The organism is Streptomyces sp. 3N207, from assembly GCF_052246355.1.
Taxonomy (GTDB): Bacteria; Actinomycetota; Actinomycetes; order Streptomycetales; family Streptomycetaceae; genus Streptomyces.
Genome location: NZ_JBQQBV010000031.1, coordinates 65769 through 81266, shown reverse-complemented (window position 1 = coordinate 81266; position 15498 = coordinate 65769). Strand labels below are relative to the sequence as shown.

Below are 15498 nucleotides of genomic sequence, written 5' to 3'. Positions count from 1 at the left end.
GGGGGGGTTCCTAGGGGGGGCGGAGCCCCCGTAGCGGGGGGCAGTTGGGGGGCGGAGCCGCCCCAACGCCTGTCCGGCGAGGACCGGGGGCTTGGGGGCGGAGCCCCCAACAAAGGGAGGGGGCCCAGGGTTGGGCCCTCAAGCAATGGCGGCGGCCCCCACCCGCGGGGGTCAGTTGTGGCCGAAGCGGCGCTCTCTCCCTTTGCGGGAGTCCGTGGGGGCGCGCTCGGCGGCAGCCGCCCTGGCGCGTTCCCTCTCACGTCGCTGCTCCTCCGCGGAGCGGCCTTGCCGAGGCTGTTGACGGTTCTTGTTCTTTGCCATGATCGCCTCCCGCGACGAAGACCGGCCTCACGGTCAGCGTTGCACGCCCCGAAATGCCGCGCATGTCGGACAATTACCACGCGTGAGCGCTGGGCGGCGCCACGCCGATGATCGAGTTCCGGCTGATAACCCCCGTACGGTCGGGCAGACTCGAAGGACACGGGGGACCGGCCGGCACGCGCCGCGTGGCGAAGGCACAGCCTCGGCTGTGCGTCATGACCGAGAGTGGGTGGAACGTCGTGGACCGCTGCGTCGTCCTGGTGGACGCCGGTTATCTGTTGGGCGCCGCCGCCAGCCTCCTGGCCCGGGAGCCCACCCGCTCGCGGATCACCGTCGACCACGCCGGTCTCATCCAGGCGCTGCGCCAGCAGGCCGAGGCGGACACGCAGTGCGCGCTGCTGCGTATCTACTGGTTCGACGGCGCCCCGGACCGCGTACCGCAGCCCGAACACCGCAGGCTGCGTGTGATGCCCCGGGTGACCGTACGGCTCGGCGCCCTCACCCGAAGTGACGGGCGGTGGGCGCAGAAGGGCGTCGACGCGGCCATGCACGCGGAGCTGACCGAACTCGCCCGCAACCGTGCCTGCTCCGACATCGTGCTGGTGACCGGCGACGGCGATCTGCTGCCCGGCCTGATGTCCGCGAAGGAGCACGGCGTCGCCGTCCATCTGTGGGCCGTCCAGGCGGCCGACGGGGACTACAACCAGTCCGAGGACCTGGTCGCCGAGGCGGACGAGCGGCGCGTACTGGACCGTACGTGGATCACGCCCGTCGTCCGCGCCAAGGACCTGGCGCCCTGTGCACCCCAGCCCGCGCCCCGCCCGGAGATTGCCGCGATCCTCTCCGCGCCGCTGCCGGAGACGGCCAAGAACGGCGACGCCGTGGACCGTCATCCGGCCACACCCCATGTGACCCCCGGGCCGCCGGGTCAGCCGCCCTCGCCTGCCCCGGCCGAGCCACGGGCCGGGGACGCCGTGGGAGCCGAGCCGGACACCGGCGCCGAAAGCGACAAGCGGCATGCGACCGCAGGCTCGGCGCCCAACCGCACCGAGGGCGTCCCCACGCCCAAGGATCTGGCCGACCTCGGCCGCCACGGTCAGCAGGCGGGCCCGCAGGCCGGGCCGCCGGGCGCCACGCTGCGCTGGTCGTCCGACCGCGGCTGGGTCGAGCGGGCCGCACCCGGCGAGTCGCCCGAGACGGCGGCGCTGCCGATGCTCGCCCAGCTCACCACCGCCGAGCAGCGCTGGGCGGACCGCGAGGAGGACATCACCGCGGTCAGTGGCGACCCGTACGAGGTCGGCCAGGTCTTCGCCCGCCGCTGGATCGAACGGCTGACCAACGACAGCCATCTCGCACAGCTCTCCGGCGAGTATCCGCGCATCCCGCACCGGATCGACGGCGAACTGCTGCGTTACGCGGCCCGGTTCGGGCTGCTCGCGCACAAGGACGACCAGATCGACGAACACGACCGCTACGCGATCCGCGCGGGCTTCTGGCGCGAGGTCGACGCCCGCTCCGGCACCGCGGCCGAACACGCCCCGGCCGGCGACTGACCGGGTCGGAAGGGCCCGCAGCGGGGCGCCGCAACCCGGACGCGTACCCTCATAGGTCGTGAGAACGGGCACTCGGCAGGCGGTGGACAGCTCGGTGGCAAGCGGAACGACGCCGACCCGGGCCGCCGTGCGCGTCGAGGACCTGGTCAAGACCTACCCCCCGGTGCGGGCCCGGCGTGGCACACCGGTGGCCCCTGCCGTCCGGGCCACCGACGGCATCTGCCTGGAGGTACGGCAGGGCGAGATCTTCGGCCTGCTGGGCCCCAACGGCGCCGGCAAGTCCACCCTCGTACGCCAGCTCACCGGCCTGCTGCGGCCCGACGCCGGAGCGGTCCAGGTGCTCGGCCACGACCTGGTACGCCATCCGGAGCGGGCCGCACGGCTGCTCGCCTATCTGGGCCAGGAGTCCACCGCGCTGGACGAGCTGACCGTGGCGCTGGCCACCGAGACCACCGCGCGGCTGCGCGGGATGGCGACCGCGGCGGCCCGCGCGGCGCGCGACGAGGTGCTGGCCGAGCTGGGGCTGACCCAACTGGCGGCCCGGCCGCTGAAGAAGCTCTCCGGCGGGCAGCGGCGGCTGGCGTGTGTGGCGGCGGCGCTGGTGGGGGACCGGCGGCTGCTGGTGCTGGACGAGCCCACCACCGGTATGGACCCGCACGCGCGGCGCGCGGTGTGGGCGGCCGTCGACCGGCGCCGTGCCGAGCGCGGGGTGACCGTGCTGCTCGTCACCCACAACGTGATCGAGGCCGAGACCGTGCTGGACCGGGTCGCCGTGCTGGACCGGGGCCGGGTGATCGCCTGCGACACCCCCGGCGGGCTCAAGGCGACGGTCGGCTGTGAGGTGCGGCTGGAGCTGGTGTGGCGCGAGCGGGCTCCCGTGGAGCTCCCGGATGTCGCCGCGCTCGCTGCCGACGCCGTCGTCACCGGCCGCTGCTGGACGCTGCGGCTGTCGCCCGCGGCGGCACGGGAGGCGGTCGCGCAGGTCACCACGGGGGCGGCGTTCGCCGCGCTCGACGACTTCCGGCTCGCCACCCCGAGCCTGGAGGACGTCTATGTGGCGCTCGGCGGCCGGGCCGTCGGCCAGGACGGCGCCGAGGGCCTGGTCAAAGCATGAGGGCGGAGGGGGCTACCTCCCCGGCCGGAGCCGGAGCCGGAGCCGGAGCAGGAAGCCGGGGGAGAGGCGCGACGATGAGGACGACGGTGACGAGCCCTACGAGGACCGACGGCGACGCGGTGCGGCACGGTGTTGCGGGAATCGACGGTTACCGCGCAGCCGCCGGTGCCGATGCCGGTGGTGATGCCGCTGGCTGTTCTTTCGTGGGTGCCGGTGAGGGGCCGGAGGTGCCGCTGGCGCCGCGGGCGCGGCTGTGGCCCGCGCTGGGTGCCGTCTACCGTGCGCAGCTCTCCCGGGCCCGGGTGGCGCGGATTCCGCTGCTGTTCGTCGCGACGTTCCAGTCGCTGGGGATCATGGTGCTGATGCGCGGCGTGGTGGACGGCGGCGCCGAGGCGCGGGCCGTGGTCGCCGGCTCCAGCGTGCTGGTCGTCGCCTTCGTCGCCCTCAATCTGCTGGCGCAGTACTTCGGGCAGCTCCGCGCCGGCGGCGGGCTCGACCACTATGCGACGCTGCCGGTACCGGCAGCGTCCGTGGTGCTGGGGGCCGCGGCGGCCTACGCGTCCTTCACCGTGCCCGGTGTGGTGGTGACGGCGGTGGCGGGCAGCGTGCTCTTCCAGCTTCCGCTGGGCGGGCTGTGGGTGCTGGTGGCCGTCGTCCCGCTCGCCGGCGCCGCGCTCGCCGGGCTGGGAGCGGCGCTGGGACTGCTCGCCCCGCGCCCCGAACTGGCCACGCTGGGCGGGCAGCTGGGAATGTCGGCGGCGCTGCTGCTGGGAGTGCTGCCCGCGGGCGGGCTGCCGCTGGCGGTCCGGTGGGCGCGGGATCTGCTGCCGTCCACGTACGGGGTGGAAGCCTTCGCCCGCACCTTCGAGCCGCACCCCGACTGGGGGCATGTCGTGGCCGACCTGGCCGTGTGCGCGGCCGTGGGGGTGCTCTCGCTCGCCCTCGCCACCCGCGCCTACCGCTGGGCCGCCACCCGCTGACCCCGCGCGGCGTGCGCTGCGCGGGCCGGGGCCTTCCGCACGGGGCGGGCCTGGCACGATGGCGGGGTGACCGTACCGACGCCCTCCTCTCACAACCCGGACCCCTCCCACCCCTCCGCGCCCCCGGCCGGACCGGGTGACCGGCCCGGCACCGCCGCCTCGGCCCCGCCCCCTGCGCCGCCGCACGTGGTGAGTGCGGGCTACGGCGGCGAAGGCTGGCCGCTTGTGCGCCGCGAACTGCGGGACGCCGCCGTCTGCGCGGTGGCCGTCGCCGTCGTCGGGGTACTGCTGGGAATCCTGTGGCTGTGGCTGGCGCCCCGGGTGCCGCTCTACACCGACGGGAAGGTGGTCCTCCCCGCGCGCCCCGAGGGCGAGGAAGCCATCGGCGCGGAGGGCGTCTTCGGGCTGCTCGGCCTGGTGCTCGGCGTCGTGACGGGCATCGCCGTCTTCCTGCTCCGCACAAAGGGGGGCGTCGGCCTTGTCGTCGGCCTCGGCGTGGGCGGACTGCTGGGCTCCGTACTCGGGTGGCGGACCGGTATCTGGCTCGGCCCCGAGACCAACCTGTCCGTGGCGGCGCAGGCAGCCGGCAAGGGCGCCACCTTCGACGCTCCGCTGGACCTGCACGCCTATGGTCTGCTGCTGGTCTGGCCGTTCGCGGCAGTCCTCGTCCATCTGCTGGTGACCGCCGTCTTCGGCCCCCGCGATGACGCGCCCGGCGCGGTGGTCGCGGCCCCGCAGCACTGGAAGAGCTGACCCCTCCCGTCGTTCTGGGAGGGGGTGCCCCTTGCCCGATCCCGCAGGCTGCGGGTTGAGCTGTGGTTGCTCGCGCAGTTCCCCGCGCCCCTTACGGGGCGCGTCTCCCAGCCCCATGCCGGGTGCGCAAGCGTCAGGGCCGGGCCACCGGGGCGATCACGGCGCCGGTCAGTTTGGCCAGGTCGGAGGGGGCAAGCTCGATTTCCAGCCCTCGGCGGCCTGCCGAGACGCAGATGGTGGCGTGCTCCTCGGCGGAGGCGTCCAGCACCGTGGGGAGCTGTTTGCGCTGGCCCAGCGGGGAGATGCCGCCGCGCACATAGCCCGTCGTACGCTCGGCCGCCGCGGGGTCGGCCATGGCGGCACGCTTGCCGCCGGCCGCCGCCGCGAGGGCCTTGAGGTCCAGCGAGGCGGACACCGGGATGACGGCGACCGTCAGGGCGCCGTCGACCTCGGCCACCAGCGTCTTGAAGACCTGCTCGGGCGGCACTCCCATGGCCTCGGCGGCCTCTTCGCCGTAGGAGAGGGCTGCCGGGTCGTGCTCGTAGGCGTGGGTTTCGAACGCGATGCCCGCCTCGGTGGCCGTGACGATCGCGGGGGTCGCCGACCCCTGCCGCTTGCTCTTCTTCGCCATGCGCTCCGCCCCTCGCCCCGGACGGGACTCAGTTCTGGCTGGTCGGGTTCCGGGTCAGGTCCGCCGCGGGCAGCGACGGCAGCTTGCCGATGACGGCGGTCTCCCGGCGCAGCAGCTTGAGCTCGTCGGCCAGCCGGGTCGCGGTGTCCGGCGCCTGGAGGAGCCGCTGCTTGGCCGGGGTGTCCAGCACGGTGGCCGCCGCGACCAGGTAGGAGACGACCGACGGGTCGTCCGGCAGGTCCTGCTCCTGCCCCGCGGCCAGGGTGCGCTCGCGGGCGCTGGCCAGCCGCTTCTGGTACGCCCGGAAGGCACGCAGTACCCCGGAGGCAAGCGCGCCGGCCTCGTCGCCCTCCTCCTCGGGCAACTCCTCGATCTCGCCCATGAGATACGGCCCTGAGGAGTCGACCGACAGCAGCCGGAACCGGGTGGTGCCGGTCGCCAGCACCTCGTAGCCGGTGGTGCTGGTGCGCGGGTCGGCGCCGGGCGCCGCCTCCTCGGGCGCGTCCGCGGTTTCCGGGGCGCCCAGCCCGGCGACCCGCTCGCGGATGGTGGAGGCGTCGGCGACACAGCCGACCGTGTAGAACGACTTGATCGGGTCGGGGCCGAAACCGGCCGTCGGGTCGGTGCCCTGCGGCGGCGCCGAGTCGGGCATACCGGTGGCCGCGGGTGCGACCTCGCGGCCGTCCCGGATGGCGACCACACCGAAGCGGCGCGGCGCGTCCTCGGGCAGCGCAAGCAGATCACGCATCAGCGCGCGGTACCGCGGCTCGAAGATGTTCAGCGGCAGCACCAGCCCCGGGAACAGCACCGAGTTGAGCGGGAAGAGCGGAAGCGCGGTTGTCACAACGGGTAAGCCTAAAGCCTCCGGCGCCCGCTGCGGGGCCCGGTGCGCCTTACGAAGCGCCTTCCGCGCCCTTCCCGGCGCCGACACCGCACCCCCGCGCCGCGACCGGCGCGCCCACCAGCGCCCCGACCGGTGGACACGCCCCCGCCGCGGCTGGTGGGCACGCCCCCGCCGCGGCTGGTGGGCACGCCCCCGCCGCGGCCGGTGGGCACGACCCCTGCCTACTGCCGCCGCAGCAGCCGGGTGGCGCCCGCGGCCACCGTCGTCGCCAGCACCCAGCCCGCCAGGATCATCCCCGCGGCGATCCACTGATAGCCGCCGCCCGGGTCCCATGCCGTGTCCTGCCCGAAGGTGATGACGGGCAGCAGCAGGTCCAGCGTGTAGAGCGCGGCGTTCCAGTGCGGTGCCTCGTCGCCCTTGAGCGCGGGCGGGCGGTGCGCCTGGAAGAGCATCGCCCCGGTCAGCCACAGCAGCGCCATCCACAGCGCGGCCTGCCCAGGGCGGTAGCCGTACGCCACCGTCCAGTCCTGGAGGACGCCCCAGAGCTTGCCGGGCAGCGGCAGGGTCTCGCGGCGGCGGCGCTGCTTGGCCAGCAGGACGAGGCGCGCGTTGGTGTCCTCGCCGCTGTTCCGGTACATCGCCGCGAGCTGCTCGTACGGCTCGGGTGCGTACTCAGCGGTGGCGGCGTTGATCCACTGGAGCCGCTCGCGGACGTTGAAGTGGCCCTCTTTAGGGATGGCGTGCTGATAGGTGAAGCCCGCCATCCACAGCCGGTGGTCGCCCGGCCAGCTGGAGGCGCGGTCCATCAGCTTCTCCACGCTCGCCCCGGACAGCACCACCAGGCCGCGCTCGGGCAGCTGCGGGGTGAAGGTCAGCTCCGGGGTGGTGATGCGCCGCAGCGACAGCTCCTGGTCGCGCTGCATCTCCAGGCGGGCGTTCTCGATCACCAGCGAGGAGCCGAACCGTCCGTCGTCCAGCACCATGCCGCCGGTGCACCTGAAGTGCTTGGTGCGATGGGGGTCCCAGCCGGGCCGGGCGAAGCCGAGACCCCGGGGGAAGGCGCTCTGCTGATCGGTGACGTCGTAACGGGTGCCGGTCGGCGGAGTGGCGCCGTCGATCTGCGGGGCGCTGCCGCGGCCGGCGTCGGCGAAGCTCGCCACCTGCTCGACGGTCATCTGCGGCGCGTACAGCGCGAAGCGTCCACGCGGGTTGCGCAGCACCGAGCCGAACATATGCAGTGAGCTGCCGACGGAGGCGCCGCGCAGGCTGACCTGCCCGTCGGTGACCAGCAGGCTGGCCTGGAGCTCCTGGGAGACGGTGACGCCGTCGGCGGCTATGGCGCGGGTCCGCCGCCCGCTGCCGATGGTGGCCTCGTCGAGCAGCAGGTCGGTGCCGATCGTGGCGTCCGTCAGCTTGATGCCCTCCGGGATGCTGCACCTGGGCAGATGCAGATCGCCCTCGGTGGTCAGCCGCGCCGCCTCCAGCCGGGGGAGGTAGCAGTCCACGAAGCGCGCGGTGTTCACCCGAGCCTCCGGCATCCGCACCTCGTCCTCGAACCGGCACTGCCGTAGCTCGAAGTACGGCTCCACGGCGCCGCCCGCCAGGTCCAGGCAGCCGGACACGAACGCGCCGGCCAGATGCAGCGAGGCCACCCGGCCCAGCAGCGGCGGCGGCCCGTGCAGCAGCAGCAGCGCGATCACCCTCGCCCGCACCGTACGGTCCGGGCCCCAGACGTGGTCCCCGTTCGGGTCGTCCAGCTCGGCCTCGCCGCTGCGCAGATCCTGCTCGCTGCCGTTGCGGAACGCCTGCCACAGCCCCCACTCGGCAGTGGTCAGATGCAGCCCCGGAGGCGGCTCGCCGGAGTCCGCTGGCTCGCTCACACTCGTCCCCCCTTGATCCTCGGTCCCTTGTTTCCCGGCGTGCGAACGCGGCGGTCGTCCCGCCCGGTGTTCGAACACGATGGTCGTACCGCTCCCTTTCCCGCTCCGTGACCGGATGAACGCGGGAGGCGACGATCGTCGCGTGTGACCTGTATCAGCCTCTGATACGGACGACCGGGGCGCGCTGAGGGTCTGAGAGACTTGAGTGTGTGATCTCCCGAATCGATCTGCGTGGTGCCGCCCTCGCCTCCTCGGCGAACGGCGTGCTCGACCGTGACCTGCTGCCCCGTGCCGAGCTCGACATCGAGGCCGCCCTGGAGAAGGTGCGGCCCATCTGCGACGACGTACGGCATCGTGGCTCCGCGGCGGTGATCGAGTACACGGAGAAGTTCGACGGGGTGCGCCTGGAGCAGTCCCGGGTGCCCGCAGAGGCACTGAGCAAGGCCCTTCAAGAGCTGGATCCGGCCGTTCGTGCGGCTCTGGAGGAGTCCATCCGGCGGGCCAGGATCGTCCACCGCGACCAGCGGCGCACCGACTCCACGGTGCAGGTGGTGCCCGGCGGCACCGTCACCGAGCGCTGGGTGCCGGTGGAGCGCGTGGGGCTGTACGTACCGGGCGGTCGCGCCGTCTACCCGTCGTCCGTTGTGATGAACGTGGTCCCCGCGCAGGAGGCGGGCGTCCGCTCGCTGGCCGTGGCCTCGCCCGCACAGGCCGAGTTCGCGGGCCTGCCGCACCCCACCATCCTCGCCGCCTGCGCGCTGCTGGACGTGGACGAGGTGTACGCGGTGGGCGGTGCGCAGGCCGTGGCGATGTTCGCGTACGGCACCGCGGAGTGCCCCCCGGTCCAGCTGGTGACCGGCCCCGGCAACATCTATGTGGCCGCCGCCAAGCGGCTGCTCAAGGGCGTCATCGGCATCGACTCCGAGGCGGGCCCGACCGAGATCGCGATCCTCGCCGACGACACCGCCGACGCCGCCCATGTCGCCGCCGACCTGATCAGTCAGGCCGAGCACGACGTGGTGGCCGCCGCCGTCCTGGTCACCCCCTCCGAGGCGCTGGCCGAGGCCGTCGAGGCCGAGCTGAAGACACAGGTGCCCGCCACCAAACACAGCGAACGCATCGCCGAGGCGCTGGCCGGGCGGCAGTCCGGCATCGTGCTCGTGGACTCCCTCGAAGCCGGCCTGGCCGTCGTCAACGCCTACGCCGCCGAGCACCTGGAGATCCAGACCGCCGACGCCGCGGCCTGGGCGGCCCGGGTACGCAACGCGGGCGCCGTCTTCGTCGGCCCGTACGCGCCCGTCTCGCTCGGCGACTACGCCGCGGGTTCCAACCACGTGCTGCCCACCGGCGGTTGTGCCTGCCACTCCTCGGGCCTGTCGGTCCAGTCCTTCCTGCGCGGCATCCACGTCGTGGACTACACCCGGGACGCGCTGGCCGAGATCACCCACCATGTCGTCGCCCTGGCGGAGGCGGAGGATCTCCCCGCACACGGCGCGGCTCTGAAAGCAAGGTTCGAGTGGAAGGTCCCCGAGGTCTCGTGACCGGCAACCCGTCTGTGTCCTCTCTGGACGATCTCCCCATCCGGGACGAGCTGCGCGGCAAGTCCCCCTACGGCGCGCCCCAGCTGAACGTGCCGGTACGGCTGAACACCAACGAGAACCCCTACCCGCTCCCCGAGGAGCTGGTGAAGCGGATCGCCGAGCGGGTCACGGAGGCCGCACGCGAGCTCAACCGCTACCCGGACCGGGACGCGGTCGAGCTGCGCACCCAGCTCGCGCGCTATCTGTCCCGTACGGCTGGTCACACCGTCGACCACCGGCAGGTGTGGGCGGCCAACGGCTCCAACGAGGTGATCCAGCAGCTCCTCCAGGCGTTCGGTGGCCCTGGCCGTACTGCGCTGGGCTTCGAGCCGTCGTACTCGATGCACGCGCTGATCTCCCGCGGCACCGGCACCGGCTGGCTGTCGGGGCCGCGCAACGACGACTTCACCATCGACACCGAGGCCGCCGTCGCCGCCATCGCCGAGCACAAGCCGGACATCGTCTTCGTCTGCTCGCCCAACAACCCCACCGGCACGGCCGTCGGCGAGGAGACGGTGCTGGCGCTGTACGAGGCCGCGCAGGCGGCGCGGCCCGAACGCGGGGCGCTGGTGGTGGTGGACGAGGCGTACGGCGAGTTCTCGCACCACCCCTCGCTGCTGCCGCTGATCGAGGGCCGTCCGACGCTGGTGCTCTCCCGCACCATGTCCAAGGCGTTCGGCGCCGCCGGGCTGCGGCTCGGCTATCTGGCCGCGGCGCCCGCCGTGGTGGACGCGGTCCAGCTGGTGCGGCTGCCGTATCACCTGTCGGCCGTCACCCAGGCCACGGCGCTGGCCGCGCTGGAGCACACCGACACCCTGCTCGGCTACGTCGAGCAGCTGAAGTCCGAACGTGACCGGCTGGTGGCCGAACTACGGGCCATCGGCTGCGAGGTCACCTCCTCGGACGCCAACTTCGTACAGTTCGGCCGCTTCGACGGCGCGGCCGGATCGCACGCCGTGTGGGAGGCGCTGCTGGCCCACGGCGTACTGGTCCGGGACAACGGGGTCCCCGGCTGGCTGCGGGTGACGGCGGGCACGCCGGAGGAGAACGACGCGTTCCTCGACGCGGTGCGAGCCGTGACGAAGGAACTGAAGGAGAAGAGCGACTGATGACGCGCAAGGGCCGGGTGGAGCGCACCACCAAGGAGACCTCTGTCGTGGTCGAGATCGACCTCGACGGCAAGGGCGATGTGGACGTCTCCACGGGCGTTGGCTTCTACGACCACATGCTCGACCAGCTCGGCCGGCACGGCCTGTTCGACCTCGCGGTCAAGACCGAGGGCGATCTGCACATCGACAGCCACCACACCATCGAGGACACCTCGCTGGCGCTGGGCGCCGCCTTCAAGCAGGCCCTCGGCGACAAGCGCGGCATCGTGCGGTTCGCCAACGCCTCGGTGCCGCTGGACGAGTCGCTCGCCCAGGTGACTGTCGACCTGTCGGGCCGCCCCTATCTGGTGCACACCGAGCCCGAGGGCATGGCGCCGATGATCGGCAGCTACGACACCACGATGACCCGGCACATCCTGGAGTCCTTCGTCGCCCAGGCCCAGATCGCCCTGCACGTCCACGTGCCGTACGGGCGCAACGCGCACCACATCGTGGAGTGCCAGTTCAAGGCGCTGGCCCGCGCCCTGCGCTACGCCAGCGAGATGGACCCGCGGCAGACGGGGATTCCCTCCACCAAGGGCGCGCTGTGAGCTGGGGGCACCGCCCAGCGGTAGCTGGGGGAGCACGCGCGGCTGCCGGGCCGCAGGCGAGGACGATAGCCGCACGTAGCCGCGCGGGCGGAGAAGCGAACGGAGGGTCGCTGTGAGCGTCGCACGCGCGGCTGCCGGGCCGCAGGCGAGGACGATAGCCGCACGTAGCCGCGCGGGCGGAGAAGCGAACGGAGGGTCGCTGTGACAGGGCTGTCCGCCCTTCTCATCTTCGTCGGGCTGTTCCTGGCCGGCGGGGCGATCTCGTTCTGGAAGCAGCAGCTGCCCAAGGGCGTGATCGTGCTGCTCGCCCTGGCGTCCGCCATGTGTCTGGTGGCCGGAATCCTGCGGTTGGAGTGGTGGTCATGACGACGCAGAGCAAGAAGAGTGTCGTGGTCTTCGACTACGGCTTCGGCAATGTGCGCTCCGCCGAGCGCGCCCTGGAGCGGGTCGGCGCCGAGGTCGAGATCACCCGCGACTACGACAAGGCGATGTCCGCCGACGGCCTGCTGGTGCCCGGCGTGGGTGCGTTCGCCTCCTGTATGGAGGGGCTGGTCGAGGTGCGCGGCCACTGGGTCGTCGGGCGGCGGCTGGCGGGCGGCCGGCCCGTGCTTGGGATCTGTGTCGGTATGCAGATCCTGTTCTCCCGGGGCATCGAGCACGGCCAGGAGGCCGAGGGCATGGACGAGTGGCCCGGCACCGTCGGCCCGCTCAAGAACGACGCCGCACACCCGGTCCCGCACATGGGCTGGAACACCGTGGAGGCACCCGCCGACTCCCAGCTGTTCGCCGGGCTGTCCGCGGACGAGCGCTACTACTTCGTACACTCCTACGCCGTGCACGACTGGGAGCTCCGGACCGACAACCCGGCCCTCAAGCCGCCGGTGGTCAGCTGGACGACGCACGCCGACCGCTTCGTGTCCGCCGTGGAGAACGGGCCGCTGTGGGCCACCCAGTTCCACCCCGAGAAGTCCGGCGACGCCGGAGCCCAGCTGCTGAGAAACTGGATCGAAACCCTGTGAGTCCTGTGAGTCCCGTGAGCCGAGAGAGCGAGAGCGCCGTGAGCAACCGGCTTGAACTGCTGCCCGCCGTGGACGTACGCGACGGGCAGGCCGTCCGCCTCGTACACGGCGAGTCCGGCTCCGAGACCTCCTACGGCGACCCGCTGGAGGCGGCACTCGCCTGGCAGCGGGCCGGCGCCGAGTGGCTGCACCTGGTCGATCTGGACGCCGCGTTCGGCACCGGCGACAACCGCAAGCAGATCGCCGAGGTCGCCCGCGCCATGGACATCAAGGTGGAGCTGTCCGGCGGTATCCGCGACGACGCGTCCCTGGCGGCGGCGCTGGCCACCGGCTGCCGCCGCGTCAACCTCGGTACGGCCGCGCTGGAGGCCCCCGAGTGGGTCGCCAAGGTCATCGCCGAGCACGGCGACAAGATCGCCGTCGGCCTCGACGTACGCGGCACCACGCTGCGCGGCCGGGGCTGGACCCGGGACGGCGGCGACCTCTACGAGACGCTGGCCCGGCTGGACTCCGAGGGCTGCGCCCGCTACGTCGTCACCGACATCGCCAAGGACGGCACCCTCAAGGGCCCCAACCTGGAGCTGCTGCGCAATGTGTGCGCCGTCACCGACCGGCCCGTGATCGCCAGCGGCGGCGTCTCCTCCCTCGACGATCTGCGGGCCATCGCGGGGCTGGTACCCGAAGGAGTCGAGGGCGCGATCGTGGGTAAGGCCCTGTACGCCAAGGCGTTCACCCTTGAAGAGGCGTTGGAGGCGGTTGCCTGATGGGCTCGATACACCGGATCGCGTCCGACGCGCCGTGGGAGGAAGCGTTCGGCTACTCCCGTGCCGTGGAGCTGCCCAACGGCCTGGTGCTGGTGGGCGGCTGCACCTCGGTCGTGGGCGGTGAGGTCGCCGCGGACACCCCGTACCAGCAGACGATCACCGCGTTCGGTGTCGGGCTCGAAGCGCTGAAGCGACTGGGGCTCGGGCCCGAGAGCGTGGTGCGTACGCGCATGTTCCTCGCCCACGCGCGGGACGTGGAGGAGGTGGGCCGCGCCCACAAGGAGCTGTTCGGCGAGATCAAGCCCGTCTCGTCCATGATCATCGTGTCCGGGTTCGCCGACCCCAGCCTCGTCGTCGAGGTGGAGATCGAGGCGTACCGGGACCAGCACGGCCCGGACAGCCGGGAGCAGCAAGGAGCACAAGCACCATGACCCTCGCGGTCCGAGTCATCCCCTGCCTGGACGTGGACGCCGGCCGGGTCGTCAAGGGCGTCAACTTCCAGAACCTGCGCGACGCGGGCGACCCGGTCGAGATGGCCAAGGTCTACGACGCCGAGGGCGCCGACGAGCTGACGTTCCTGGACATCACCGCCTCCTCCGGCGACCGCGAGACCACCTACGATGTGGTACGGCGCACCGCCGAGCAGGTCTTCATCCCGCTGACCGTCGGCGGCGGGGTGCGCACCCCCGAGGACGTGGACAAGCTGCTGCGCGCCGGGGCCGACAAGGTCGGCATCAACACCGCGGCCATCGCACGCCCCGAGCTGATCGGCGAGATCGCCGAACGCTTCGGCAGCCAGGTGCTGGTGCTCTCCGTCGACGCCCGCCGCCGTGCCGAGGGGACGGGCTTCGAGGTCACCACGCACGGCGGGCGCCGCGGCACCGGCATCGACGCCGTCGAGTGGGCGCACCGCGCCGCGGAGCTGGGCGCGGGGGAGATCCTCCTCAACTCCATGGACGCGGACGGCACCAAGGACGGCTACGACACGGAGATGATCGCCGCCGTCCGTAAGCACGTCACCATCCCGGTGATCGCCTCCGGCGGCGCCGGACGCCTCGACCACTTCCCGCCCGCCATCGGCGCGGGAGCCGACGCCGTACTGGCCGCCTCCGTCTTCCACTTCGGTGATCTGCGGATCGGCGAGGTGAAGGACACCCTGCGGGACGCGGGGCACTCAGTGCGCTGACGGCCCTGCGCGGGCCCTTGCGCGTTTACGTGAGGGCACTCATGCCAGGGCGAAACCCAGCAGGACAGCGCCCTGGACGGTGACCTGACCCGGCGACAGATCCCCGTCGCCCGAGGGCGCGTCGGCGGCGTGGCCCCGGTATCGGGAGGCGAGAGGGCCCTCCGGGTCCACGTCCTCGATGTGGACCACCGCGCCGAGCGTGACCCCGGCCGCCTCCGCGTACAGCTCCGCCTTGCGGCGCGCGGCGGCCACCGCCTCCGTACGGGCCCGGGCGCGCAGCCCCGGCTTGTCCCGTACGTCGAAGTCCACCCCGTCCACCCGGTTGGCGCCCGCCTCCACGGCGGCCACCAGCAACGGCTCCAGCGCGTCCATCTCCGACAGCGTCACCGAGAAGTCCGCCTGGCAGCGGTACCCCAGGAACTTCCGGCTCGCGTTGTACCCCTCCCACTCCGTACGCAGCCCAAGCCGCGACGAGGAGACGGCCGTGTCCGGCACGCCGTGCTCCCGGAACGTCCGCCGCAGCGCCGCCACCCCCTCCCGCGCCGAGCCGAACGCCTCCCCGGCCGTCTGCTCGGTGCGGTCCACGGCGATCCGCAGCCGCACGAGGTCGGGGGTGGCGTTCACACTCGCGGCGCCGTAGACGCTGATGCCCCACGGGCTGTCGATCTTCATCTGCATGCGGTCAGTCAAACACGCGTGCGCCATGGCGGGTGGGGCGGTCCGCTCAACTCCGGTGGCTGTGGCTACGATCGGCACATGAAGCGGCGATCAGCAGGTTGGTGGCTTCAGGCCACCGCGCTGGGACACGGGGCGATCGGCGCGGTGCTCTACCGCGATGTACTGGCACAGCTGGCCCGTGACGGGTTGGTCAACTCTGTTCCGGACCGTGGCGACCGGGCGGCGGCCTTCTGGTTCATGGCAGCGGCGCCCGCGCTGTGGATGGGCGGCCGGTTGCTCAGCTCGGCGGAGGAGCACGGCGACACCGCTGCTCAGCGTGCTGCGGGCGCTGTACTGATCGGCGTCGGCGCGGTGGGAGCCACGGCCATGCCCAAGGGCGGCTTCCCCGCCTTGGTCGGCATCGGCAGCGTGCTCCTGCGCCGGGCCCGGCGCGGCTAGGGAGGGCTGCGCGGTGCTTCGGCATCTGGCGAGTGCGCCACGACGTCATACGGAAGAA

The 15498-nt window shown here is 72.8% G+C and carries 18 protein-coding genes; 13 read left to right on the top strand and 5 right to left on the bottom strand.

The window, feature by feature from the left end; all coding sequences use genetic code 11:
* Positions 1-171 precede the first annotated feature (171 nt).
* A complete protein-coding gene (locus ACTWP9_RS32885; protein ID WP_443249986.1) occupies positions 172-321 on the bottom strand; it encodes a hypothetical protein in 150 nt (49 codons plus the stop codon).
* A 215-nt stretch (positions 322-536) separates the two neighbouring features.
* On the opposite strand from ACTWP9_RS32885, the gene ACTWP9_RS32880 reads away from it, so the two are divergent.
* The 4 genes from ACTWP9_RS32880 (at position 537) to ACTWP9_RS32865 (ending at position 4721) form a co-directional block, all read left to right on the top strand.
* The gene (locus ACTWP9_RS32880; protein WP_443249985.1) at positions 537-1874 is read left to right on the top strand and encodes an NYN domain-containing protein; all 1338 of its coding nucleotides are present in this window, start codon (positions 537-539) and stop codon (positions 1872-1874) included.
* 82 nt (positions 1875-1956) lie between these two features.
* Positions 1957-2988 (top strand): ABC transporter ATP-binding protein, encoded by a 1032-nt coding sequence (locus tag ACTWP9_RS32875; protein WP_443249992.1) that lies wholly within the window; start codon positions 1957-1959, stop codon positions 2986-2988.
* Positions 2989-3074: 86 nt separating this feature from the next.
* A complete protein-coding gene (locus tag ACTWP9_RS32870) occupies positions 3075-3968 on the top strand; it encodes an ABC transporter permease (protein WP_443249984.1) in 894 nt (297 codons plus the stop codon).
* A gap of 66 nt (positions 3969-4034) precedes the next feature.
* Entirely contained in the window at positions 4035-4721 is a 687-nt protein-coding gene (locus ACTWP9_RS32865; RefSeq protein WP_443249983.1) for a hypothetical protein, read from the top strand.
* 133 nt (positions 4722-4854) lie between these two features.
* On the opposite strand, the gene ybaK is transcribed toward ACTWP9_RS32865, so the two are convergent.
* From ybaK to ACTWP9_RS32850, 3 genes are all read right to left on the bottom strand, one after another.
* Positions 4855-5352, bottom strand: a complete 498-nt coding sequence (gene ybaK, locus ACTWP9_RS32860; protein WP_443249982.1) for a Cys-tRNA(Pro) deacylase — start codon at positions 5350-5352, stop codon at positions 4855-4857.
* Between the two features lie 28 nt (positions 5353-5380).
* Positions 5381-6196 (bottom strand): LON peptidase substrate-binding domain-containing protein, encoded by an 816-nt coding sequence (locus ACTWP9_RS32855; RefSeq protein ID WP_443249981.1) that lies wholly within the window; start codon positions 6194-6196, stop codon positions 5381-5383.
* Positions 6197-6417: 221 nt separating this feature from the next.
* Positions 6418-8076, bottom strand: coding sequence for an oxidoreductase (locus ACTWP9_RS32850; protein ID WP_443249980.1), 1659 nt, complete (start codon positions 8074-8076; stop codon positions 6418-6420).
* A gap of 209 nt (positions 8077-8285) precedes the next feature.
* Here ACTWP9_RS32850 and hisD point away from each other — a divergent pair, with 209 nt between their 5' ends.
* From hisD to hisF, 8 genes are all read left to right on the top strand, one after another.
* Positions 8286-9617: a histidinol dehydrogenase gene (hisD, locus tag ACTWP9_RS32845; RefSeq protein WP_443249979.1), complete on the top strand. Its 1332-nt coding sequence runs from the start codon at positions 8286-8288 to the stop codon at positions 9615-9617.
* A complete protein-coding gene (locus tag ACTWP9_RS32840) occupies positions 9614-10765 on the top strand; it encodes a histidinol-phosphate transaminase (RefSeq protein ID WP_443249978.1) in 1152 nt (383 codons plus the stop codon). Before hisD ends, ACTWP9_RS32840 begins: the two co-directional genes overlap by 4 nt.
* A complete protein-coding gene (gene hisB / locus ACTWP9_RS32835; RefSeq protein WP_443249977.1) occupies positions 10765-11355 on the top strand; it encodes an imidazoleglycerol-phosphate dehydratase HisB in 591 nt (196 codons plus the stop codon). Before ACTWP9_RS32840 ends, hisB begins: the two co-directional genes overlap by 1 nt.
* A gap of 201 nt (positions 11356-11556) precedes the next feature.
* Positions 11557-11721 carry a hypothetical protein gene (locus tag ACTWP9_RS32830; protein WP_433105608.1) on the top strand — a complete coding sequence of 55 codons (165 nt, stop codon included), beginning with the start codon at positions 11557-11559 and terminating at the stop codon, positions 11719-11721.
* Positions 11718-12374: an imidazole glycerol phosphate synthase subunit HisH gene (hisH, locus tag ACTWP9_RS32825; protein WP_443249976.1), complete on the top strand. Its 657-nt coding sequence runs from the start codon at positions 11718-11720 to the stop codon at positions 12372-12374. The genes ACTWP9_RS32830 and hisH overlap by 4 nt, the downstream gene beginning before the upstream one ends.
* Before the next feature lie 38 nt (positions 12375-12412).
* Positions 12413-13138, top strand: coding sequence for a bifunctional 1-(5-phosphoribosyl)-5-((5-phosphoribosylamino)methylideneamino)imidazole-4-carboxamide isomerase/phosphoribosylanthranilate isomerase PriA (gene priA / locus ACTWP9_RS32820; protein ID WP_443249975.1), 726 nt, complete (start codon positions 12413-12415; stop codon positions 13136-13138).
* The gene (locus ACTWP9_RS32815) at positions 13138-13569 is read left to right on the top strand and encodes a RidA family protein (protein ID WP_443249974.1); all 432 of its coding nucleotides are present in this window, start codon (positions 13138-13140) and stop codon (positions 13567-13569) included. The genes priA and ACTWP9_RS32815 overlap by 1 nt, the downstream gene beginning before the upstream one ends.
* Positions 13566-14324, top strand: coding sequence for an imidazole glycerol phosphate synthase subunit HisF (gene hisF, locus ACTWP9_RS32810; RefSeq protein WP_443249973.1), 759 nt, complete (start codon positions 13566-13568; stop codon positions 14322-14324). Before ACTWP9_RS32815 ends, hisF begins: the two co-directional genes overlap by 4 nt.
* Before the next feature lie 39 nt (positions 14325-14363).
* On the opposite strand, the gene ACTWP9_RS32805 is transcribed toward hisF, so the two are convergent.
* The gene (locus ACTWP9_RS32805) at positions 14364-15002 is read right to left on the bottom strand and encodes an SIMPL domain-containing protein (RefSeq protein ID WP_443249972.1); all 639 of its coding nucleotides are present in this window, start codon (positions 15000-15002) and stop codon (positions 14364-14366) included.
* 78 nt (positions 15003-15080) lie between these two features.
* On the opposite strand from ACTWP9_RS32805, the gene ACTWP9_RS32800 reads away from it, so the two are divergent.
* Positions 15081-15440, top strand: a complete 360-nt coding sequence (locus ACTWP9_RS32800; RefSeq protein WP_443249971.1) for a DUF6463 family protein — start codon at positions 15081-15083, stop codon at positions 15438-15440.
* The last annotated feature ends 58 nt before the right edge of the window (positions 15441-15498 follow it).

Bases quoted from the DNA above. Each gene is read 5' to 3' on its own strand.
- ACTWP9_RS32885 (WP_443249986.1), bottom strand. From the start codon at position 321: ATGGCAAAGAACAAGAACCGTCAACAGCCTCGGCAAGGCCGCTCCGCG.
- hisB (WP_443249977.1), top strand. From the start codon at position 10,765: ATGACGCGCAAGGGCCGGGTGGAGCGCACCACCAAGGAGACCTCTGTC.
- hisH (WP_443249976.1), top strand. From the start codon at position 11,718: ATGACGACGCAGAGCAAGAAGAGTGTCGTGGTCTTCGACTACGGCTTC.
- ybaK (WP_443249982.1), bottom strand. From the start codon at position 5,352: ATGGCGAAGAAGAGCAAGCGGCAGGGGTCGGCGACCCCCGCGATCGTC.
- ACTWP9_RS32815 (WP_443249974.1), top strand. From the start codon at position 13,138: ATGGGCTCGATACACCGGATCGCGTCCGACGCGCCGTGGGAGGAAGCG.
- ACTWP9_RS32880 (WP_443249985.1), top strand. From the start codon at position 537: ATGACCGAGAGTGGGTGGAACGTCGTGGACCGCTGCGTCGTCCTGGTG.
- ACTWP9_RS32800 (WP_443249971.1), top strand. From the start codon at position 15,081: ATGAAGCGGCGATCAGCAGGTTGGTGGCTTCAGGCCACCGCGCTGGGA.
- ACTWP9_RS32805 (WP_443249972.1), bottom strand. From the start codon at position 15,002: ATGCAGATGAAGATCGACAGCCCGTGGGGCATCAGCGTCTACGGCGCC.
- hisF (WP_443249973.1), top strand. From the start codon at position 13,566: ATGACCCTCGCGGTCCGAGTCATCCCCTGCCTGGACGTGGACGCCGGC.